Consider the following 20,836-nt stretch of genomic DNA (forward strand, 5'->3'; position numbering starts at 1 on the left):
CTGGCCCGTGGCGCCGGCAGGTGCAGGCTGCCGCGTGCCCGCGCCGGCGCGTGCGGGCCACAGCACCGAAGCAATAGCCACCACCATCAGCGCGACGGCCGCGCAGTCCTGCCAGTGCACCGTCTCGCCCAGCCAGACGGCGCCGCTGAACACGCCGATGACAGGAATCAGCATCACGCTGAGCGTGGAGGCCACCGGCGGCAGCCCGCGCGCCAGGTAGAACCAGGCCGCATGCGCGAAGCCGAAGATGAGCACCGCGTTGTAGAGGATCGCGCCCCAGGTGGCGGTGCCGGGCGCCGCCGCCGCCTGCCACTGCCCGCGCTCGAAGATCCAGGCCAGCAGCGTCATCACGACGGCCGTGAGCGCGGTCATCCAGAAGGAGATGGTGAGCGTGGGCACGGTGAGCGAGGTGCGGCGCAGCAGCTGCGTGCCCAGCGCCCAGGTGGCGGCGGCCACCAGGGCGAGCGCGACGTAGCCGGGCCGGCCGGCCAGCGTGCTGAACTCGTGCCACAGCAGCAGCGCCACGCCCAGGGCCGCCGCACTCACGCCCAGCCAGCCGCGCCTGCCCAGCGCCGTCTTGAACAGCAGCGCCCCGATGAGTGCGGAGAAGATGGGCATGCTGTAGCCCAGGATGGCCGAGCGCCCGCTGGACAGGTGCTTGACCGCCACGATGATGCAGGCGTGCCAGACGAACATGTTGGTGGCGGCCAGCCACAGCAGCTGCGGCCAGTCCTTGCGGGCCACCTTGAAGGGCACCTTCATCATCACCAGCGCCAGGCCCAGCACCGGCAGGCCCAGCCAGATCGAGAGGCTGCGGAAGGTGAGCGGCGGATAGTCGGCAATGCCCAGCTTCATCACCGGCCAGTTCAGGCCCCAGACCAGGGTGAGCGGTATGAGAAGGGCGAGCTGGAGTCGGGTGAGGGCAGGCATCGGCGGCTATTGTTGCAGTTGCCGCCGATGCGCGTGCGCGGCGGGGCATGCGCCGCGCGCAAGGCCCTCAGGGCAGCTGCGTGATGCGCGGAATGTCCAGTGCCGGCAGGCTCGGGTCGTAGGGCGCCCGGGGCGCCTTGTAGCCGCTGCCCAGGTAGGCGGTGAGGGCATCGATGTCCTGCGCACCGCCCAGCACATTCGTGCCGCCCAGCAGCACGGTGAAGCCGTCGCCGCCGGTGGCCATGAAGTTGTTCACCGTCACGCGGTAGGTCTTGCCGGGGTTCTGCACCATGCCGCCCGCCACGATGACATCCGGCGCGCCGGTGGCCACGGGCGGCACCGGCGTCACATTGGTGGGCGTGAGCACCACGCTCACGACCTTCGAGCAGGGCGCGGCCGCCGCGCTCCACGAATACTTCAGGCCGTTGGACACCTGCAGGATGCGCTGCTGCGCCTGCCCGTGGCAGCCCGCGAACTGCTGCTCCAGCAGGTCCTTGATCTGCTGTGCGGTCAGCGTCATGGTGACCAGGCTGTTGCCGAAGGGCTGCACCGTGAAGGCGTTGCCGTAGGTCAGGTCGTGGGGATACGCGGCGCCGGCGCCGAAGGAGAAGCCGGGGTTGCGCACGCCGCCCGGGTTCATGAAGGCCATCACCGCGCCGCCCAGCGCCGGCGGCTGCGTGGCCTGCAGCTGCGAATCGGCGATCAGGCTGCCGGCCGGCATCTCGCCCGCGGCGTTGGCACTGTTGGGCAAGGCGGTGGCAATGGTGCCGATCACCTGGTTGGCCAGCGGCGACACCAGCTGGCTGTAGCCCTCCACCACGTTCTTCACGCTGGGGTCGGCCGCGATCATGGTGTTGATCACCGGGTCGGTGCGGTCCACCAGCCGGTTGGTGGCCGAAACCGACAGCACCTTGTGCGAGCGCGGATGCACCGTGAGGTCGATGTCGGTGAGCACGCGGCCGAAGGCGCCGGCGCTGGTCACCGGCACCAGCCGGCCTTCGGCATTGGGCAGGCCGGTGGGGCGCGGCGTGCTCACGGCCGTGCCGTTCACGTTCTTCACGTCCACCGTGTTGGCCGAGCAGTTGTAGGCCGAATGCGTGTGGCCGCTGATGACCAGGTCCACGCCGTTCTTCAGCCGCGAGACGATGCTGCCCAGGTCCGAGTCGCTGCCGTCGGTGTTGCGCAGGTTGCCGTCGCAGCCGTTGATGTCGCCCACGTTGGGGCTGGTCTGGAAGCCGCCCTGGTGCAGCAGCACCACGATCACGTCCACGCCCTGCCTGCGCAGGCGCGGCACCAGCGCGTTCACCGTGTCGGCCTCGTCGCGAAACTCCAGCCCCGCCACGCCGGTGGGCGTGACGATGGCCGGCGTGCCCTTGAGCGTCATGCCGATGAAAGCCACCTTCACGCCCTCGAAGGTCTTGATGCCGTAGGCCGGCAGCAGGGGGCGGCCGGTGGCCGTCTCGATCACGTTGGCCGACAGCCACTGGAAGCGCGCGCCGTCGAAGCTGCCCGGTGCGTTGGAGCCCACGCCCCTGCAGCTGTTGGGGTCGGGCACGCCGCCCACGGTCTTGCAGCCGCCGCCCTGCAGCCGCTTGAGTTCCGCGGCGCCCTTGTCGAATTCGTGGTTGCCCACGGCGTTGAACTCCACGCCGATGCGGTTGAGCGTCTCCACCGCCGGCTCGTCGAAGAACAGGGCCGAGATGAGCGGCGAGGCGCCGATGAAGTCGCCCGCACCCACCACCACGTTGTTGGCGTTCTGCGCCTTCAGCCGCTGCACGTAGGCGGCCAGGTATTCGGCGCCGCCCACGGCCGGGCGCTGCGCCGGCGGCACGATGGTGTTCACGCCGTAGGTGCCGGGCGACTGCAGGTTGCCGTGGTAGTCGTTGAAGCCGACGATCTTGATGCGGATCGGCGTCTTGCTGCCGTGGCCATGGTCGTGTTCATGGGCCGGTTCGCGGTCCTGGGCGGTGGCAAGGTTGGCCGCGAGCCCGCAAGCGGCCAGGGTGGCGGCCAGCGTGCAGGCCAGCGCAAGTCGGCTGAGCGTCATGGCGATGTCTCTCCTCGTCCGTGAAGTGGGCGCGGCGAAACGGCGCCGCGGCGCGACTATGGGGACGGGCGGTGACGGATGCATGACGAGCCGGGCGCGGTGCCAGGTGAATAGTGATTTGTTCTGTTGGAGCATGAATCTTCGAACAGAAATTCGTGGAAATGACGAGCACCATGCGCATATTCACAGCCATCCGTTGAGCAGCCCGCCATGCCTTCCGCCCCTTCGTTCGACCCCGCATCGCTCTTTCGCGGCTTTGCCGGCGCCCCCCATGACCGATCGCCATGGCGCGAGCGCATCACCGGCGCCCATCGCATGCCCGAGGCGCAAGCGGTGGCCGACCTGCTGCCGCAGGCCTCGCTCGCCCCCGAGGCCGCCGGCCACACCAACGCCCTGGCATTGAAGCTGGCGCAGCGCCTTCGCGAGCGCCGCAATTCGGCCGGCCGTGCCGGCATCGTGCAAGGGCTGCTCCAAGAATACGCGCTCTCGTCGCAGGAAGGCGTGGCGCTGATGTGCCTGGCCGAGGCCCTGCTGCGCATTCCCGATGCGGCCACGCGCGACGCGCTGATCCGCGACAAGATTGCCCGCGGCCATTGGCAGGAACATTCGGGCCGCAGCCCCTCGCTCTTCGTCAATGCCGCCACCTGGGGCCTGCTGCTCACGGGCAAGCTGGTGGCCACGCACAGCGAGTCGTCGCTGTCCGCGCTGCTCACGCGACTGATCGCCAAGGGCGGCGAGCCGCTCATTCGCAAGGGCGTGGACATGGCCATGCGGATGATGGGCGAGCAGTTCGTCACCGGCGAAACCATCCACGAAGCGCTGCATAACGCGCGCGAATTCGAGGCGCAGGGCTTTCGCTACTCGTACGACATGCTGGGCGAAGCGGCCATGACGGCGGCCGACGCCGACCGCTACCGCCAGTCGTACGAGCAGGCGATCCACGCCATCGGCAAGGCCGCCCGGGGGCGCGGCGTGTACGAAGGGCCCGGCATCTCGATCAAGCTGTCCGCATTGCACCCGCGCTATGCCCGCGCGCAGCAGGCGCGGGTGATGGACGAGCTGTACCCGGTGGTGCGCCACCTGGTGATGCTGGCGCAGCGCTACGACATCGGCCTGAACATCGATGCGGAAGAGGCCGACCGGCTGGAGCTGTCGCTCGACCTGCTGGAGCGGCTGTGCTTCGAGCCGGCCCTGGCCGGCTGGAACGGCATCGGCTTCGTCATCCAGGCCTACCAGAAGCGCTGCCCCTTCGTGGTCGACCATGTGATCGACCTGGCGCGCCGCAGCCGGCGCCGCCTGATGGTGCGGCTGGTGAAGGGCGCCTACTGGGACAGCGAGATCAAGCGCGCCCAGGTCGACGGGCAGGAGGGCTTTCCCGTCTACACGCGCAAGGTCTACACCGACGTGTCGTACCTGGCTTGCGCGCGGAAGCTGCTGGCCGCGCCGGCGCAGATCTATCCGCAGTTCGCCACGCACAACGCCCACACCATGGCCGCGATCTACACGATGGCCGACCCGGCCCGCTACGAGCCGGGCCAGTACGAGTTCCAGTGCCTGCACGGCATGGGCGAGCCGCTGTACGAACAGGTGGTGGGCCGCACCGAGGACGGCAAGCTCGGGCGGCCGTGCCGCATCTACGCCCCCGTCGGCACGCACGAGACGCTGCTGGCCTACCTGGTGCGGCGCCTGCTCGAAAACGGCGCCAACACCTCCTTCGTCAATCGCATTGCCGACCCGGGCATTGCGCTTGAGTCGCTGGTGGAAGACCCGGTCGCCGCGGTGCAGCGCATGGCGAAGGAAGAGGGCGCGCTCGGCCTTCCGCATCCATCGATTGCGAGCCCGTCGGACTTGTACGGCGCGGCCCGCCGCAATTCCGCCGGGCTGGATCTTTCCAACGAGGACGCGCTGCGGGCGCTGGAACAGGTGCTGGTGCAGCAGGCATCGGCCCAGTGGTCGTGCGAGCCCCTGCTGGCCGAGCCCGTGGCGGCCGCCGACGCGGCATGGACGCCGGTGCTCAATCCGGCCGACCATCGCGATGTGGTCGGCCAGGTGCGCGAAGCCGGCGAGGCCGAGATCGACAGCGCCCTGCACGCCGCTGCCCGCTTCGCACCTGCGTGGGCCGACACGCCCGCCGCGCAGCGCGCGGCGGCGCTCGAGCAAGCGGCCGATGCGCTGCAGGCGAGCATGCCGCGCCTTCTGGGCCTGCTGGCGCGCGAAGCCGGCAAGACCTGTTCCAACGGCATTGCGGAAGTGCGCGAGGCCATCGACTTCCTGCGCTTCTACGCCGCGCAGGCGCGGGCCGACTTCGGCAACGGCAGCACGCACCGCCCGCTCGGCCCGGTGCTGTGCATCAGCCCGTGGAACTTTCCGCTGGCCATCTTCGTCGGCCAGATCTGCGCGGCGCTGGCCGCCGGCAACACCGTGCTGGCCAAGCCGGCTGAACAGACCCCGCTGATTGCCGCCGAGGCCGTGCGGCTGCTGCACGCGTCGGGCATTCCGCGCGCCGCGCTGCAACTGCTGCCTGGCCGCGGCGCCGTGGTCGGTGCGCGCCTGGTGGCCGATGCGCGGGTGCAGGGCGTGATGTTCACCGGCTCGACCGAGGTGGCGCGCCTTCTGCAGCGCTCCCTGGCCGGCCGGCTCGGGCCGACCGGTGCGCCGGTGCCGCTGGTCGCGGAGACGGGCGGCCAGAACGCGATGATCGTGGACTCGTCGGCGCTGGTCGAACAGGTGATCGCGGACGTGATGGCCTCGGCCTTCGACAGCGCGGGCCAGCGCTGCTCGGCCCTGCGGGTGCTGTGCGTGCAGGAAGACGTGGCGGACCGCCTGCTGCACATGCTGCGCGGCGCGATGAGCGAGGCCAGCGTGGGCAACCCGGCCTGGCTGCCAACGGATGTGGGCCCCGTCATCGACGCGGAGGCGCGGGACGGCATCGAAGCGCATGTGCGCGCCATGCAGGACCGCGGCCGCCGCGTGCAGCGGCTGGGCCGCAGCCAGCACGAGGTGCTGGGCCGCGGGACCTACGTGCTGCCCACGCTGATCGAGCTGGACAGCATCTCGGAGGTGACGCGCGAAGTGTTCGGCCCGGTGCTGCATGTGGTTCGGTATGCCCGTGCGGACCTTGCGAACCTGATGGCGCAGATCAGCGCCACCGGCTACGGCCTGACGATGGGCCTGCACACGCGCATCGACGAGACCATCGGGCAGGTGGTGTCGAACGCGCACGTGGGCAACATCTACGTGAACCGCAACATGGTGGGCGCGGTGGTCGGGGTGCAGCCCTTCGGCGGCGAAGGCCTGTCGGGAACGGGGCCCAAGGCGGGCGGTCCGCTGTACCTGTACCGGCTGCTGGCGCAGGGCCCGTCGGACGTGCTGGCCCGGGCCGGCGAGCAGGGGCTGCCCGGGTCCTCGGCCGACGGCGAGGCTGCCGGTCCGGCACCCGCGTTCGAGTCGCTGGTGACATGGATCGCCACGCACCGCGGCCAGGACGACGCGGCGCAATGCGGGCAACTGCTGCAGCGGGCCGGTGCGCGCCGGGCGCGCGTGGTGGCCGGGCCGACCGGCGAGCGCAACGTCTACTCGCTGCTGCCGCGCGAGGCCGTGCTTTGCCTGGCGCAATCCGATCGGTCGCTGCTGCTGCAGCTGGCTGCCGCGCTGGCCGTCGGCTGCCGCACGATCTGGCCCTCGACGCGCGAGACGCAGGCGCTTCTTGCCAGCCTGCCGCTGGACGTGCAGGAGCACATCGCCCTGGCCACGGACTGGACGCAGCCGGGCGTGCAATTCGACGCTGCCCTGCACCAGGGCAGCCAGGACGACCTGCTCGCGACGCTGGCACGCCTGGCGCAGCGCGACGGGCCCATCGTGAGCCTGCGCCGCTTCGCCGCCGGGGACGCGCAGCTGCCGCTGGAGGCGCTGGTCATCGAGCGTGCCGTGAGCACGAACACGGCGGCCGCCGGCGGCAATGCGAGCCTGATGACGCTCGCCTGAGCGCCTTCCCGGTCCGCCGGCGGCGGCCGCGCCTCAGGGCATGCATTCCGGGTGCCGTGTCGTCACCTGGTAGTAGCCGGAGTGGAAAACCAGCGGCTCGCCCTCGAAGCGGTCGTAGCGCTCCACCTCGCCGATGAAGATCAGGTGGTCGCCGCCGTCGTACTGCTTCACGTTGCGGCAGGTGAAGCGGGCGATGACGCCGTTCAGCAGCGGCACACCGGCCGTTCCTTCGCAGCAGTCCACGCCGCGGAACTTGTCCGCCTGCGGCGTCGAGAACTGCCGCGACAGGTGATGCTGGTGGGCCGCCAGCACGTTGATCGCGAAGTGGCTCGCGCCGGTGAAGTCGGCCACGCTGGGCGCCTGCCGCGCCAGGCTCCAGAGCACCAGCGGCGGGTCCAGCGAGACCGACGAGAACGAGTTGGCCGTCATGCCCACGCGGCGGCCGTCGATGCCCCGCGTGGTGATGACGGTCACGCCGGTGGTGAACTGTCCCAGGGCCTTGCGGTAGTCGCGCCGGTCGAAGCGGTCGGTTTCCGCTTCGCGGGCCTTGGCTTCCAGGAAGCGGTCGGCCTCGGCGGCGTCGAACCACCAGGGCGCGAAGTGGCGCGGGTCGTCGAAGCCGTTGACGATGGTGCTCGCCACGGCGGGCATGTGGGTCGCGCTTTGCAGCAGCTTCTGCACATGGGGCTTCGGCGGCGCGAGCAGGCTGTGGGTCCAGTCGGTGGCCCAGCGGGCATAGCCCTCCCAGTAGCGGTCGAAGGTCTGCTGCATCCAGGCGGCGTCGAAGGGCGCGTCGCCGTGCTCGAGGATGCGCTTGAGGTAGATGTCGGCGCTCTTGGCCGCATTGTTGGAACCCTGGCCGGTGATCGGGTCGTTGAGCGCCACCGCGTCGCCCAGGCCCAGCACGTGCCGACCCAATGGCAATGTGGCCACCGGCTTGCGCACCGTCGGCGCGAAGCGGCCCGCGAGAATGCCGTTGTCGTCGGTCAGCGCGACGTCGCGGCAGCGCTCGGCTTCCCAGGGCAGGAAGGTGTCGAGGATCTGCTTGCTGCGCTCCAGGTGCTCCTGCGGCGTTGTCACGTCGGCCCAGCAATCCATCGGGCCGCCGGGCACGCCTTCGAACACCATGATCTCGCAGGGGCCCGTGGTGGTGAGGGCCGGGAACACGAAGTACTCGCCCACGCCGGGGATCAGGTTGAAGCACACGCGCGAATACGGCTGCGCGGGCTTCATGCCCCGCACGTAGGTGAGCGCCAGTGCCCGCTGAGGCTGCTCGAACGGCGAGCGCTGCGCATCGCGCTCGAACAGCTGCGAGATCTCGCCCTTGCCGCTGGCGACGATCACCAGCTCATGCTCGGCGGCGCAGGCTTCCAGCTCGGCCAGCCCCACGTCCTGAATCACGAGGCGGCCGCCGCGCTTCTCGAACTCGGCCATCCAGGCTGGAATCTTCAGCCGCTGGTCGACCGACTGCGCGGGTCCGTCGAGCCTGGCGCTCCATTCGATGGACCTGGCACCTTCGGGGCTGCGCACCACCACGCCGATGCCTTCCACCGGCGGACACGTGCCGGCCCACCACTCGAGCGCCAGCTCGCGCTCGGCCTGCAGCGCGGTCTCGAACATGCACTGGCTGGACATGACGGGGCCGTCATGGATCTCCTGCGGCGTGCGGTTGGAGAAGACCGTGACCTGGTGCCCCGCTCGCTGCAGACCCAGCGCAAGCTGCATGCCGGACTGCCCGGCCCCGACGATGGCAACGCGCCGTTTCATGATCGGGCTGCGCGCTACGCGACGGCGGCGCAGGTGTCGATGAAGCGGTCCGCTTCCACCGGGTCGGTGAACCACGGGAAGAAGGTGCGCGGATCGTCGAAGCCGTTGGCGAAGGCGCTGGCCAGCGGCGCGATGGCACCGGCGCTGCCCAGCAGCTTGAGCACATGCGGCGGCGGGGGTGCGAGCAGCATGTTGGTCCACTGCGCCACCCATTGCGCGTAGCCGAACCAGTAGCGGTCGAAGGTCTGCTGCATCCATGCCGCATCGGCCGCGCCGTTGCCGCGCGCCAGGATGCTCTGGAGGTACGTGTCGGCGCACTTGGCCGCGTTGTTGGAGCCCTGGCCGGTGATCGGGTCATTGAGCACCACCACGTCGGCCAGGCCCAGCACCTTGCGGCCCGAGGGCAGCGTGGCGATCGGCTTGCGCACCGTCGGCGCGAAGCGGCCGGCGAGGATGCCGTTGTCGTCGGTCAGCTCGATGTCGCGGCAGCGCTCGGCCTCCCACGGCGTGAAGGTGTCGAGGATCCACCGGCTGCGCGCCAGGTGCTCCTGCGGCGTTGTCACGTCGGCCCAGCAGTCCATCGGGCCGCCGGGCACGCCCTCGAACACCATGATCTCGCACGGCCCCGTGGTGGTGAGCGCCGGGAACACGAAGTACTCGCCCACGCCGGGGATGAGGTTGAAGCACACGGCGGAGTGGGGCTCGCGCGGCTTCATGCCCTTCACATAGGTCAGCGCCAGTGCGCGCTGCGGCTTGTCGTAGGCCGACTTGTGGGCATCGCGCTCGAAGAGCTTCGATATCTCGCCCTTGCCGCTGGCGACGATGGTGAGGTCGTGGGTCTGGGTGCAGGTCTCGAGCTCGTCGATGCCGGCGTCCTTGATGACGAGTTCGCCGCCCTTGTTCCTGAACGCATCCATCCACGCCGGAATCTTCACGCGCTGGTCCACCGACTGGGCGCTGGCGTTCAGGCGCGCGACCCAGTCGATGGCCTTGGCGCCTTTCTGTTCCGGATGGGGCACGGCCAGGCCGATGCCGTCCACCGTGGGGCACTCGCGCGCCCAGTGGTCCAGGCCCAGGTCGCGCTCGATCTGCAGCGAGGTGCCGAACATGCACTGGCTGGACATGACCTTGCCGCTGCGGATGTCCTCGCCCGTGCGGTTGCTCAGCAGCGTGACTTCGTAGCCTGCCGCGAGCAGGCCCAGGCCCAGTTGCAGGCCCGACTGGCCCGCGCCGACGATGGCGATGCGCTTCATGTGATTGCTCCTGTTTGATCAGTCCATCAACTTGGGAATGGCGGGCACCGCCTGCTCGGGGCCCATGGCGGAATAGCCGCCGTCCACTGCGTAGTCCGCGCCGGTCACGAAGCTGGCGTGGTCCGAGCACAGGAACAGCACCACTTGCGCCACCTCGTCCGGATCGCCCACGCGCCCGAGCAGGTGAAAGGGCGCCGCCACGCGGTCGGTCTTGGCGCGGTTGCCGCCGGTGAGCTTGTCCATGACCGCCGACCAGGTCCAGCCCGGCGACACGCTGTTCACGCGGATGCGGTCCGGCGCCAGGTCCATCGCCATGTTGCGGGTGAGCTGCGCCATGGCGGCCTTGCTCACCGGGTAGAGCCAGCGCCCGGTCTGCGCCACGCGCGAGGAGATGCTGGTGAAATTCACCACCGCCCCGCCGCCGGCCGCGACCATGTGCGGATGCACGGCCTGCAGCATGGCCACCGCGCTGGCCACGTTCACGTTGAACGAGGTGAGCCAGTCGGCGCGCGGCGACTTGAAGCCGTCGTCCACGTAGGAGCACGCCAGGTTGACCAGGAAATGCACGCCGCCGTGGCGTGCCGCGGCCTCTGCCACGCAGGCCTGCACCTGGGCGTCGTCGGTGATGTCGGTGCGCACGAAGCGCGCGCCGCTGCCCAGCGAATCGGCCAGCGGCTGGCCGTTGTCGGCATCGATGTCGGCGATGACGACCTTGACGCCCGCCGCGTGCAGCGCACGCACCACGCCGGCGCCTATCAGTGTGGAGCCACCGGTGACGATGGCGCTCTTGCCCTCGAGTCCCTTGAACATGACGCTTGCTCTCCTCGGTCGATTCGTGCAGGCCGGGATGGCCTGTGTGCGTGGGGCGAACGTTATGGGCAAGAGGGCCGCCGGCTGATCCCGCAAGCGTGGGCGGTGTCCCTGGCGCGCAGCTTTCGTCAAAGGGCTGGCCCGAATTGTGGGCTGGGACGGTTTTTGCTACGTTGCCGTGGCCCCATGGAAGCCGCCACCACCCCACTGCCGCTGCCGCTGCAGCGCTATCGCCTGTTCGAGAGCCACGACATGGACGAGGCGCGCGAGAGCGTGGCCCGCGTGTTCTGCCCGCACAAGCTGCTCATGCTGCGCCCGCGCACCGAACTCGACGCCTGCCACCACAGCGCGCGCCTGCACCGGGACGTGAGCCTGAACTACGTGCAATACGGTCCGGCCGTGCAGATCGACCCGGGCTACCTGCAGGATTTCTTCCTGCTGCAGATTCCGCTGCGTGGCGGCGCCGAGATCCGCTGCGGCGGGCAGCAGGTGGATGCGAGTCCCAGCCTGGCGTCGCTGCCGTCCCCGACCGAGCCGCTGACGATGCGCTGGGCCGACGACAGCCCGCACCTGATCGTGCGGCTGGCCCGCCCTGCCTTGCTCTCGCGGCTCGAATCCTTGCTGCAGGCGCCGCTGCGGCAGCAGCTGGTGTTCGACCTGGGCGTGCCGCTGGACAACCCCGCGCTGGCGCCGCTGGTGCACTTCATCGACTACCTGCGGCTCACGCTCGATGCGGGCAACGCGCTGCAGCCGGGCGCGCGCCTGGCCGAGCATGCCGAGGAATACCTGATGTCGAGCCTGCTCATGTCGGCCAGCCACAACTATTCGCGCGCCCTGGCCGGCGAAGCGCAGCGCAGCCTGCTGCCGCGCGTGGTGCGCCGCGCGCAGGACTACATGGCCGCGCATGCCGAGCAGCCCCTGTCGCTGGCCGACGTGTGCCGCGAAGTGGGGTGCAGCGCGCGCGCCTTGCAGATGGCGTTTCGCCAGCATGCGGGGCAGGGGCCCATGGAGTTCCTGCGGGAGCTGCGGCTGGACAAGGTGCGGGCCGAACTAGCGGCATCCGCAGGCGGGCCCGGAAGCGGCGTGCGCGAGGTGGCGCAGAAGTACGGCTTCCTGCACCTGGGGCATTTCGCGGCCCAGTACCGGGCGCGCTTCGGGGAGCGGCCGTCGGAGACGCGGGGGGCGCGGGCGTGTTGATTCCCATGGCGCTCGTCATGAAGGAGCTTCAGGAGGCACCAGAATCCGGCGATCAAGACCGACTCGATCGCGACTGGGCGGAGGCGAGCGCGCACGCCTGGAATGAATTCGACGACAAGTTCGGCTCGTTCGCGGACGAGCACTCGACGCTTTGACCGCAGCGGCGCAATTGGCTCTCCATCGCGACGAGGGCGCCGTGGCTTGGGGATGACGCGTGTTGGACCAAATCAGGCAAGCCGTCCCTGAGGAAATCGCATCGCAGGTAGGAGCAGTCCAGGCTCTTCTCGAGCGCCACGTTGGCAGCAACCTGCGCGCAATCCATCTGTTCGGCTCGGCCGTCGACGGAGGTCTCAAGCCGCATAGCGATGTCGACCTGATGGTCACGGTTGCGAGTCCTCTGCCCGAAGCAGTGCGGCGCAAGCTCATGCGCGAGCTGCTCCTGCATTCCGCGTGGCCCGGCAGCGCTCAGGCGCTGAGGGCACTCGAAGTGACGGTGGTCGCCCTCGGCGAACTCGTGCCGTGGCGATACCCTGCAAGACGCGAAATGCAGTTCGGCGAGTGGCTTCGCGACGACCTGCGGGCGGGGCGGTACGAGCCGGCCATGCTCGACCACGACCTGTCGATCCTGGTCACGAAGCTGCGTCGCCACAGCGTGGCCGTGTTCGGTCCGCCGGCGCAGGCGCTGTTCGAGGACGTTCCGGCTTCGCACCTCAGGCAATCCCTTGCGGACACCATCTCGCAATGGAACGGGCCGCAGGACTGGCATGGCGACGAGCGAAACATCATCCTGGCGCTGGCGCGCATCTGGTACACCGCCTGCACCGGCGAGATCGCATCCAAGGATCGCGCCGCCGCCTGGGCGGCCGACCGGCTCCCGCCGGCGCATCGGCCGCTCATGGCGCATGCAGCGCGCGCGTACCTGGGCGGGCTGGAAGACGGGCTGGCCGGCATGCCCGGGCAGGTGGCCCGGCTCATCCATTTCTGCAAAGGCGAGATCGAGCGTGCGCTGCAGGCGGGGACGCTCCCGCCGCGCTAACGCCGCCGATAGTGCAGCGCCACGATGCCTGACTTGAGCTTCTTCGAAGCCACGAACGCCAGTTGCTGCACGGCCTGCAGGCCGGCAAACACGTACGGGCCGTGCCCCGCCACCACGGGGTGCACCACGAACAGATACTCGTCCACCAGCTCCAGGCGGTGAAGCTCGGCCGAGAGCTGCGGGCTGCCCACCAGCACGCCGCGCGGCGTGGCCTCCTTCAGCGCCGTCACGACCTGGGCCAGGTCGCCTTGCATGTGATGCGTGTTGTGCCACGGGAAGTCGCGGCGCGTCGTCGAGACCACGTACTTGGGCTTGGCCTCGAGCTTCTTCGCCCAGTTGCGGTCGGCCGGTTTGGCATGGGGGTCACGCGCCACCTGCGGCCAGGCGTCTTCCATCAGCTCGTAGGTGCGGCGCCCGAAGAGCATCGCGCCCGATGCGTCCATCACGCGTGTCCAGTAGCGATGCATTTCGTCGTCGGCCACTGCGACGCGGTGGTCGCAGCAGCCGTCGAGCGTCACGTTGAGCGCGAAGGTCAGGAGTCCCATGGCCCCAAGGATACGTCGGGGCCTAGGGCGTGAACGCATCCCCCAGCACCAGGCCTTCGCGGCGCGGGTCGGCGCCGCCTTGCAGCATGCCCTTGTTGCGATCCTGCAGCCGGATGACCGTGCCGACGCCGCTGGACTGCGAACCGACGTTCACGGTGTGCCCCATCGCGCGCAGTTCAATCGCCAGCGGATCGTTGGCGCCGTTGTTGGCGGCATCGATCTTCGGATGCTCGCCGCCGATGGAGGTGGTTGGGCTGTTGGAGGCGCCGAAATTCACCATCGAGGTCGCCTGCTGTGCATCGAAGTTCCAGTCCAGCGCACTCACCAGCGTCTTCGTCACGTACTGGATGATCGCGGAGCCGCCGGGCGAGCCAGTGGCCATCATGAATTCGCCGCGTGAGCCGTCGGCCGCCTTGCGGAACACCAGGGTGGGCGCCATCGAGCTGCGCGGGCGCTTGCCGGCCTGCACCCGGTTGGCGATCGGCAGGCCGCCCGCGTCAACCGGCTGGGCGGAGAAGTCGGTCAGCTGGTTGTTCAGCATGAAGCCGCGCGCCATGTGATACGAGCCGAAGCCCGACTCGACCGTGGTGGTCATCGACACCACGTTGCCGTCGCGGTCCACGATGGTCATGTGCGTGGTGCCGTTCTCGGGCGAGGGCGGCATGATGCCGGCCGGGATGGGGCCGAGGTTGCCCGGCTGCGCCGTGTGCATGCTGGTGCCCAGGTTGATCAGGCCGGCGCGGCTGCGCAGGTAGTCCTTGTCGACCATGGTGGGCACGCCGCTGCCCGGAAGCGGCTGGAAGTCGGTGTCGGCCACGTACTTGTCGCGGTCCGCATAGGCCAGGCGCTCGGCTTCGGACACCAGGTGCACGGCCATCGCCTGTGGCCGGCCGCCGTCGTTGTCGACGTTGGTGGGCGGGTACTGGCCGAGGTCGAAGTTTTCAAGAATGCCCAGCGTCTGCGCCACCGCGATGCCGCCGGACGACGGCGGGCCCATGCCGCAGACCCAGTACGAGCGGTAGGTGGTGCAGACCGCGTCGCGCTTCTTGGCCCGGTAGTTGGCCAGGTCGGCCAGCGTGGTCTTGCCGGGCGTGATCGGCGTGGTGCCGTCGGCGCCGGTGGTGATGTTGATCTTGGCGACGATGTCCTGGGCGATCGGCCCGGTGTAGAGCGCATCCGCGCCGCCTTGCGCAATCGCCCGCAGCGTTTGCGCATAGGCCGGGATGGTCAGCACCGTTCCCAGTGCCTTGGCGGAGCCGTCCGGATTGAGGTAGGTGGCCGCCGCTTCGGCGTCCCGCTGCAGATTGGTTCGCGCCCCGGCGATCGCATCCGCCATCCGCCCCGGGATCTTGAAGCCGTTGTCCGCGAGGTCGATGCCGGCGTCGAACAGGCTCTGCCAGGGTTTGCGCCCGTGCTCCTGGTGCACCAGCTCGAGCATGCGCACCGCGCCGGGCGTGCCGATGGAGCGGCCGCTTGCGCGCGCACTGGGGCGCGGCGCGGTGCGGTCGTTCACGTCGTCGATCCAGCGCAGGTGGTTCTCGGTGGCCGCGGCCGGCGCGGTCTCGCGCCCGTCGTAGGTCTGCACCACGCCGGTCCTCGCGTCGTAGTGCAGCAGGAAGGCGCCGCCGCCCAGGCCGCTGGACTGGGGCTCGACCAGGCCCAGCACCGCCTGCACCGCCACGGCCGCATCGGCCGCGGTGCCGCCCATCTTGAGCACATCGCAGCCGGCCTTGCTGGCCAGCGGGTTGGCCGCCACCACCATGAAGCTCTTGGCATGCACCGCCTGCATGCCCGTGCGGTAGCCGGACGCGAGTTCCGGCGCCGCCGGGTCGCCGGGCAGGCCGGAGCCGACAACGACGGAGCCGCTCGCTGTGATCGCGGTGCACGACGGGTCCGACTGCGAAGCGGCTGTCGCGGGTTTCGCGCTCGTCGCCGATGCAGCGGAGGCGTCCCCGGCGCGGCCATCGCTTCCGCCGCAGGCGCCCAGGAGCAGCAGCGAGAGGAGTGAGGCAGTGGGGAGACGGTTAAGCAGGGAGAGGGGCATGCTTATCCTTTTGAAGTGCCGGCCGTTGGCGAAGCCGGCTGTTTGGCATCGGCGGCAGGGGATGCTCCAGGCATGGTGCGTTTCCCCTGCCGTTCGTGCCCGTCATCGGGCAGGCGCATCATAGAGCCCGCACCGGCGAGGCGCCTAGCAGCACATCGCCATGCGGCCCGCTCAGTCCACCTTGATCCCCGCCGCCTTCACCACCTGCTGCGCCTTGGCCGTCTCCTGCGCAATGAACTGATCGAACTGCGCCGAAGGCATGGTGAAGGGCTCCGCGCCCAGCTTGTCGAGCCGTTCGCGCAGCTCGGGCGCGTTCATGATCTTCGTGACTTCGGCGTTCAGCCGCTCCACCGTCGGCTTGGGTACCTTGGCCGGCGCGAACAGGCCGACCCAGAACAGGTAGGACGAATCGGGCACGCCCGCCTCCACGGTGGTGGGCAGCTCGGGGAAGATGGCCGAACGCCTGGCGGTGCCCACGGCCAGCGCCTTGAGCTTGCCGTCCTTCACCAGCGGCGCGGCCGACACCATGGGCGCGAAGAACCAGTCGACGCGACCGCCCATCACCTCGGTCATGGCTTCGGGCGTGCCGCGGAAGGGCACGTGCTGCGCCTGGATGCCGGCCGCCAGGCGGAACACTTCCGCATTCATGTGCGTGGCCGATCCGTTGCCGGCCGAGCCGTAGTTGAAGCCGCCCGGCTTGGCCTTGGCCTGCGCGACCAGGTCCTTCACGTCGGCAAAGCGGCCCGGCGGCACCACCAGCATGTTGGGCAGGCTGGCCATGGGCGTGACGCCGGCGAAGTCCTTCTGCGTGTCGTAGCTCAGGTTGGGATAGATGGCCGGGTTCACCAGGTGGCCGGCCGAATGGATCAGCAGGGTGTAGCCGTCGGGCGTGGCCTTGGCCACCTGCGCGGCCCCCAGCGTGCCGCCGGCGCCGGGCTTGTTCTCCACGATCACGCTGGTGCCCAGCGCCGGGCCGAGGCGCTCGGCCACCAGGCGTGCCACCACGTCGGTGCCGCTGCCGGCGGTGAAGGGCACGATGAGACGGATCGGCTGGGCGCGGGGCCAGTCGCCCTGGGCCTGCGCGCCGGTGCAGGCGGCGGCCAGCAGGGCGGTGATCAGAAATTGGCGGCGATGAAAGCGCAGCATGATGGGAAGTCTCCGTTTGTTGTCGTCACGATGAATGCGGGTGTGCCGGTCAGGGCGCGGGCGGCGCGGTGGGCATCACCAGGGCCACCAGCACCGGGCGGTTGCCGCGGTTGATCAGCTGGCGCTTCTCGCCGGGCGCGAAGCGGCAGGAGTCGTAGGGCCCGAGCACCTGTTCCTGGCGCACGCCATCGAGCTCGCCCACCATGTGCAGTTGCCCCTCGAGCACCAGGTAGAGCTTTTCCATGGGCGAGTCGTCCAGGCCGGTATGGCCGCCGGGCAGGATCTGGCTCATGCCCATCCACATCTGCACCGAGGGGCCGGCTTCCTTGCCTTGCAGGCGCAGGCAGCGCATGTCGAAATGGTTGGGCGCCTCGTAGGCGGGCGCCTCTTTCAATCGGGTGACGTGCATGGTGTCTCCTCCACGCGGGTGGTTGTTCAGGGGCGCAGCACCACGCGGTCGGTGCTGCCCGAGAGCACGAGGCGGTAGGCCTCGCCGGCCTCGTTCATCGAGAAGGCCCGAGCGACCGGAAAGGGCTGCAGGCTGCCGCGCTCGAAGCCTTCGCGCATGGCGTCCAGCTGCGCGGTGGCGGCCACGCAGTCCATGGCCAGCGAGTCGATGCCCACGTAGGTGTGCATGCCGCGGTAGAAGGCAAAGATGTCGAAGGGCACCGCGCGGTCGTGCGTGGCAATGAAGATCTGCGTGGCGCCCTTGGCCATCGACTTGTTGCCCGGCTCGAAGTAGGCGCTGCCCACGGTGTTGTAGACCACGTCGGCGCCGCGCCCGCCGGTCAGCTCGCGCACCTGCTCGGCCACGTGGCCGTCGCGCGCGTCGACCGCGTCCACCGGTCCGCTGGCAAATCCCTCGAAGGGGCCGGCGCGGCGCTGCACCGCGATCACGCGGGCACCGGCCTGCGCGGCCAGCTGCACCGCCGCCTGGCCCACCTTGCCGTTGGCGCCCAGCACCAGCACGGTCTGCCCGGGCCGCGGCATGCCGCTGCGGCGAAAGCCCTCGTAGGCGGTGACGAAGGGCACGCCCACCGCGCCCGCCTCGTCCATGCTAATGCGCCGGGGCCGCTCGCGCAGCGCCTGCAGCGGCAGCACGAGGTAGCGCGCATGCGAGCCGTCGCGGGTGATGCCGATGTCGCCGCCGGAGCCGTACACCTCGCGGCCGATCCATTCGTCGGGGCCGTCCACCACCGTGCCGGCGAAATCGCGGCCGGGGCTGCGCGGCCACACCGCCTGCGGCATCAGGCCCAGGCTGGCCTTCACGTCGCTCGGGTTGACCGCCGCCGCGCCCACGCGCACCACGGCAAAGCCGGGGCGGGCGGCGGGCTGCGCCTGCGGCACCAGTTCGAGCTTCAGGGCGTCGAGGTTGGCGGCCGCCGCATGCACGCGCAGGGCGCGTGCGTCGGAGGAGGAGGAGGAGGAGGAGGAGGAGGAGGCGTTCACGCTGGGCAGTGCGCTCATGTCAGTGCCCTCCCGCCAGGCCGAGCATCTGGCGCGCATCGTGCGGGCTGGCCACGTCGCCGCCCAGGCTGCGGATGATGTCGCGCGCCTTGGCCACCAGCTGCGCGTTGCTGGTGGCCAGCACGCCCTTGTCGAGGTAGATGTTGTCTTCCATGCCCACCCGCACATGCCCGCCCATGAGCCAGGCCTGCGCGACGATGGGGAATTCCATGCGCCCGATGCCGAAGGCGCTCCAGAAGGCGCCCGGCGGCAGCATGTTGCGCGCGTACAGCACCGTCTCGGGCGTGGGCATGAAGCCGTACTTCACGCCCAGCACCAGGGTCCACATGCCGGGGCCCTGCAGCGTGCCGTCGGCGATCAGGTCCAGCGCCATGTGGATGTCGCCGGAGTCGAAGATTTCCAGCTCGGGCTTCACGCCGGCCTCGCGGATGACCTTGGCCATGCGGCGCACGTTCTTCGGCGTGTTGATCACCACGTCGGGGCCGGAGTTCATGGTGTTCAGATCCAGCGAGCACACGTCGGGCTTGATGAGCGCGATGTGCTCCACGCGCTTTTCAGGCGGCAGCAGGCTGGTGCCGGGCGCATAGACCTTGGGGTCGTCCTCGCTGGGAACGAAGCGCCCGCCCGGCCCGGTGGTGAGGTTGATCACCAGTGCGCGGTTCTCGCGGCGGATGCGCGCCACCACCTCGCGGTACAGCTCCACCTGCATCGAGGGCTTGCCCGTCTCGGGGTCGCGCACATGGATGTGCACCTGGCCCGCGCCGGCCTCGGCCGCGGCCAGGCACTCGTTGGCGATCTGCTCGGGCGTGATGGGCAGGTGCGGCGTCTGCTCCGGCTTCACCAGGTTGCCGGTGACGGCGCAGGTGATGAGGGTCTTGCCGTTCGGATGGTTCACAGGTGCCTCCCGCCGTCGACCACGATGCGTGTGCCGGTGACGAAGCGCAGCGTGGTGGCCAGCGCCTCGATGGTGGCCGCCACGTCCTGCGGCGCGCCGATGCGGCCCAGCGGCGTGGTCTGCGCCATCCTGGCCTTGAAGTCTTCGCCGCGGCCCGGCACGAAGGCGGACTCCACCGCGCCGGGCGAGACCGACACCACGCGCACGGCCGGCGCCAGCGCCTTGGCCAGTGCGTCGCCCACCACGTCCAGCCCTGCCTTGGCGGCCACATAGGCGAGGTTGCTGCCGACGCCGGTGAAGCCGGCAATGGACGACACGTTCACGATCAGCCCGTCGCCGCTCTTCTTGAGCAGGGGCGCGAAGGCGCGGATGGTGGCGAACACGCCGCGGAAGTTGGCCTTCAGCAGCTCGTCGATCAGCTCGTCGGTCAGGCCGTCGAGGTCGGCGGCGGCCACCGGCCGCGTGTGGCCTGCGCTGTTGACCAGGATGTCGCAGCGGTCGTACTGCTCGGCCACCTGCGCGGCGGCGCGCTGCAGGCTCGGCGTATCCACGATGTCGGCGACCAGGGCCGCGTGGCGCTGGCCATTGGAAGAGGGCAGGGCGGCGGCGCGCTCGCCGGCATCGGCGGCATGGCCGCGCTGCAGCAGCACGCAGCTGGCACCCAGGGCGGCCAGGCGCTGCGCGGTGGCATGGCCGATGGCGCCGAGGCCGCCGGTGATGACGGCCACCTTGCCGTCCAGCCGGGAGACAGGATCAAAGCTCATGGAATTGCTCGTTGAACGAAGAAAGGAAAAAGAAAGAAGCGTGTTCACGGAATGGGCGGATGCGGGAACTTCATCTCGCCCGCTTCGAGCACGAAGTCGTGTTCCAGCGTGGCCTCGGCGCCGTCCGCGCCCGGGGCGAAGCGGCCGATGAGCCGGCGCGTCACGCCGAACACCGGATCGCTTTCCAGGTTCTGGTCGTCGTCCGCGAACACCTGTGTGATCAGCACCTTGTGCCCCGGTCGGCTCACCATGAAGTGGATGTGCGCCGGCCGGTTGGGGTGGCGCTGCTGCGCGCGCAGCAGTTCGCCGCACGGGCCGTCGGTGGGCACCGGGTAGCCGGCGGGGCGCACGGTGCGGAAATGAAAGCGCCCTTCGCTGTCGGTCTGGAAGCGCCCGCGCAGGTTCATCTCGCACTGCTGCGGGTCCTGGTTCTCGTACAGGCCCACGGGCGAGGCCTGCCAGGCGTCGACCGTGGCGCCGGCGAGCGGGCGGCCCTGCGCGTCGCGCACCACGCCGCGCACCGACAGGGGCGTGCCGGTGGTGCCTTCGCGTGCAATCGATTCGCCGGTCTCGCAGTGCGGCGCGTTGGCGCGCCAGAAGGGGCCCAGCAGCGCGGCTGGCGACTCGCCCTGCGGGTCTTGGTTGTTCAGCAGCGCCACCAGGGTGGAGACGCCCAGCAGGTCTGCGGCCAGCACCACTTCGTTCTTGCTTTCGTTGGTGGCCTGGCCGATCTGCACGAGGAACTGCAGTGCGTGCTCGAACTCCTCTTCGGTGAGCGCCACCTCCTGCACGAAGGCATGCAGGTGCCGCGTGAACGCGGCCATCACGGTACGAAGGCGCTCGTCGGGGGTGCGGGACATGGCATTGAGCGTGATGCCCAGAACCGACTCGGGTGTGGTGACGATGGTCATGGCGGCGATTTGGTGCAAACGTTTGCATAAATGATGTGCC

17 protein-coding genes and 1 pseudogene are annotated in these 20,836 nt (G+C 69.9%); 4 read left to right on the forward strand and 14 right to left on the reverse strand.

What is annotated here, in order from left to right; all coding sequences use genetic code 11:
* Together VSO01S_RS17130 and VSO01S_RS17135 are read right to left on the reverse strand one after the other, a co-directional pair.
* Positions 1-930: DMT family transporter (locus VSO01S_RS17130; protein ID WP_153305293.1), on the reverse strand; the 930-nt coding region annotated here is incomplete at its 3' end.
* Between the two features lie 67 nt (positions 931-997).
* Positions 998-2,977: a bifunctional metallophosphatase/5'-nucleotidase gene (locus VSO01S_RS17135; protein WP_068644021.1), complete on the reverse strand. Its 1,980-nt coding sequence runs from the start codon at positions 2,975-2,977 to the stop codon at positions 998-1,000.
* 210 nt (positions 2,978-3,187) lie between these two features.
* Here VSO01S_RS17135 and putA point away from each other — a divergent pair, with 210 nt between their 5' ends.
* Positions 3,188-6,961, forward strand: a complete 3,774-nt coding sequence (putA, locus tag VSO01S_RS17140) for a trifunctional transcriptional regulator/proline dehydrogenase/L-glutamate gamma-semialdehyde dehydrogenase (protein WP_068644022.1) — start codon at positions 3,188-3,190, stop codon at positions 6,959-6,961.
* A gap of 33 nt (positions 6,962-6,994) precedes the next feature.
* On the opposite strand, the gene VSO01S_RS28010 is transcribed toward putA, so the two are convergent.
* The 4 genes and pseudogenes from VSO01S_RS28010 to VSO01S_RS17155 all read right to left on the reverse strand — a co-directional run bounded on the left by VSO01S_RS28010 (position 6,995) and on the right by VSO01S_RS17155 (position 10,791).
* On the reverse strand, positions 6,995-7,519 hold the full coding sequence (locus VSO01S_RS28010; RefSeq protein WP_245684236.1) for a flavin reductase family protein: 525 nt from the start codon (positions 7,517-7,519) through the stop codon (positions 6,995-6,997).
* Positions 7,505-8,728 (reverse strand): annotated as a pseudogene (locus tag VSO01S_RS28240) (styrene monooxygenase/indole monooxygenase family protein); the annotation flags it as partial. The pseudogene VSO01S_RS28240 and the gene VSO01S_RS28010, both read right to left, overlap by 15 nt.
* Positions 8,729-8,742: 14 nt before the next feature.
* A complete protein-coding gene (locus VSO01S_RS17150; RefSeq protein ID WP_068644024.1) occupies positions 8,743-9,981 on the reverse strand; it encodes a styrene monooxygenase/indole monooxygenase family protein in 1,239 nt (412 codons plus the stop codon).
* Positions 9,982-9,999: 18 nt separating this feature from the next.
* On the reverse strand, positions 10,000-10,791 hold the full coding sequence (locus VSO01S_RS17155; protein WP_068644025.1) for an SDR family oxidoreductase: 792 nt from the start codon (positions 10,789-10,791) through the stop codon (positions 10,000-10,002).
* A 186-nt stretch (positions 10,792-10,977) separates the two neighbouring features.
* Here VSO01S_RS17155 and VSO01S_RS17160 point away from each other — a divergent pair, with 186 nt between their 5' ends.
* The 3 genes from VSO01S_RS17160 (at position 10,978) to VSO01S_RS17165 (ending at position 13,024) form a co-directional block, all read left to right on the forward strand.
* Positions 10,978-11,988, forward strand: coding sequence for an AraC family transcriptional regulator (locus VSO01S_RS17160; RefSeq protein WP_068644026.1), 1,011 nt, complete (start codon positions 10,978-10,980; stop codon positions 11,986-11,988).
* Between the two features lie 17 nt (positions 11,989-12,005).
* Complete coding sequence (locus tag VSO01S_RS27205; protein ID WP_153305294.1) at positions 12,006-12,143, forward strand: hypothetical protein; 138 nt, start codon at positions 12,006-12,008, stop codon at positions 12,141-12,143.
* Between the two features lie 71 nt (positions 12,144-12,214).
* The gene (locus VSO01S_RS17165; RefSeq protein WP_068644042.1) at positions 12,215-13,024 is read left to right on the forward strand and encodes an aminoglycoside adenylyltransferase family protein; all 810 of its coding nucleotides are present in this window, start codon (positions 12,215-12,217) and stop codon (positions 13,022-13,024) included.
* Here VSO01S_RS17165 and VSO01S_RS17170 read toward each other — a convergent pair.
* From VSO01S_RS17170 to VSO01S_RS17205, 8 genes are all read right to left on the reverse strand, one after another.
* Positions 13,021-13,569 (reverse strand): dihydrofolate reductase family protein, encoded by a 549-nt coding sequence (locus VSO01S_RS17170; RefSeq protein ID WP_068644027.1) that lies wholly within the window; start codon positions 13,567-13,569, stop codon positions 13,021-13,023. The two genes, VSO01S_RS17165 and VSO01S_RS17170, sit on opposite strands and share 4 nt — an antisense overlap.
* Positions 13,570-13,591: 22 nt before the next feature.
* Entirely contained in the window at positions 13,592-15,613 is a 2,022-nt protein-coding gene (locus tag VSO01S_RS17175; RefSeq protein WP_068644028.1) for a gamma-glutamyltransferase family protein, read from the reverse strand.
* A gap of 171 nt (positions 15,614-15,784) precedes the next feature.
* Positions 15,785-16,759: a Bug family tripartite tricarboxylate transporter substrate binding protein gene (locus VSO01S_RS17180; RefSeq protein ID WP_068644029.1), complete on the reverse strand. Its 975-nt coding sequence runs from the start codon at positions 16,757-16,759 to the stop codon at positions 15,785-15,787.
* Between the two features lie 49 nt (positions 16,760-16,808).
* Positions 16,809-17,168, reverse strand: a complete 360-nt coding sequence (locus VSO01S_RS17185; RefSeq protein WP_068644030.1) for a cupin domain-containing protein — start codon at positions 17,166-17,168, stop codon at positions 16,809-16,811.
* A 26-nt stretch (positions 17,169-17,194) separates the two neighbouring features.
* Positions 17,195-18,226, reverse strand: coding sequence for a quinone oxidoreductase family protein (locus VSO01S_RS17190; protein WP_068644031.1), 1,032 nt, complete (start codon positions 18,224-18,226; stop codon positions 17,195-17,197).
* 1 nt (position 18,227) lies between these two features.
* Positions 18,228-19,121 carry a beta-keto acid cleavage family enzyme gene (locus tag VSO01S_RS17195; RefSeq protein ID WP_068644032.1) on the reverse strand — a complete coding sequence of 298 codons (894 nt, stop codon included), beginning with the start codon at positions 19,119-19,121 and terminating at the stop codon, positions 18,228-18,230.
* A complete protein-coding gene (locus VSO01S_RS17200; protein WP_068644033.1) occupies positions 19,118-19,885 on the reverse strand; it encodes an SDR family NAD(P)-dependent oxidoreductase in 768 nt (255 codons plus the stop codon). The genes VSO01S_RS17195 and VSO01S_RS17200 overlap by 4 nt, the downstream gene beginning before the upstream one ends.
* A gap of 44 nt (positions 19,886-19,929) precedes the next feature.
* Positions 19,930-20,796 (reverse strand): dioxygenase family protein, encoded by an 867-nt coding sequence (locus VSO01S_RS17205; RefSeq protein WP_068644043.1) that lies wholly within the window; start codon positions 20,794-20,796, stop codon positions 19,930-19,932.
* Between the last annotated feature and the right edge of the window lie 40 nt (positions 20,797-20,836).

The organism is Variovorax soli NBRC 106424 (assembly GCF_001591385.1).
In the GTDB taxonomy this organism is placed as follows: Bacteria; Pseudomonadota; Gammaproteobacteria; order Burkholderiales; family Burkholderiaceae_C; genus Variovorax; species Variovorax soli.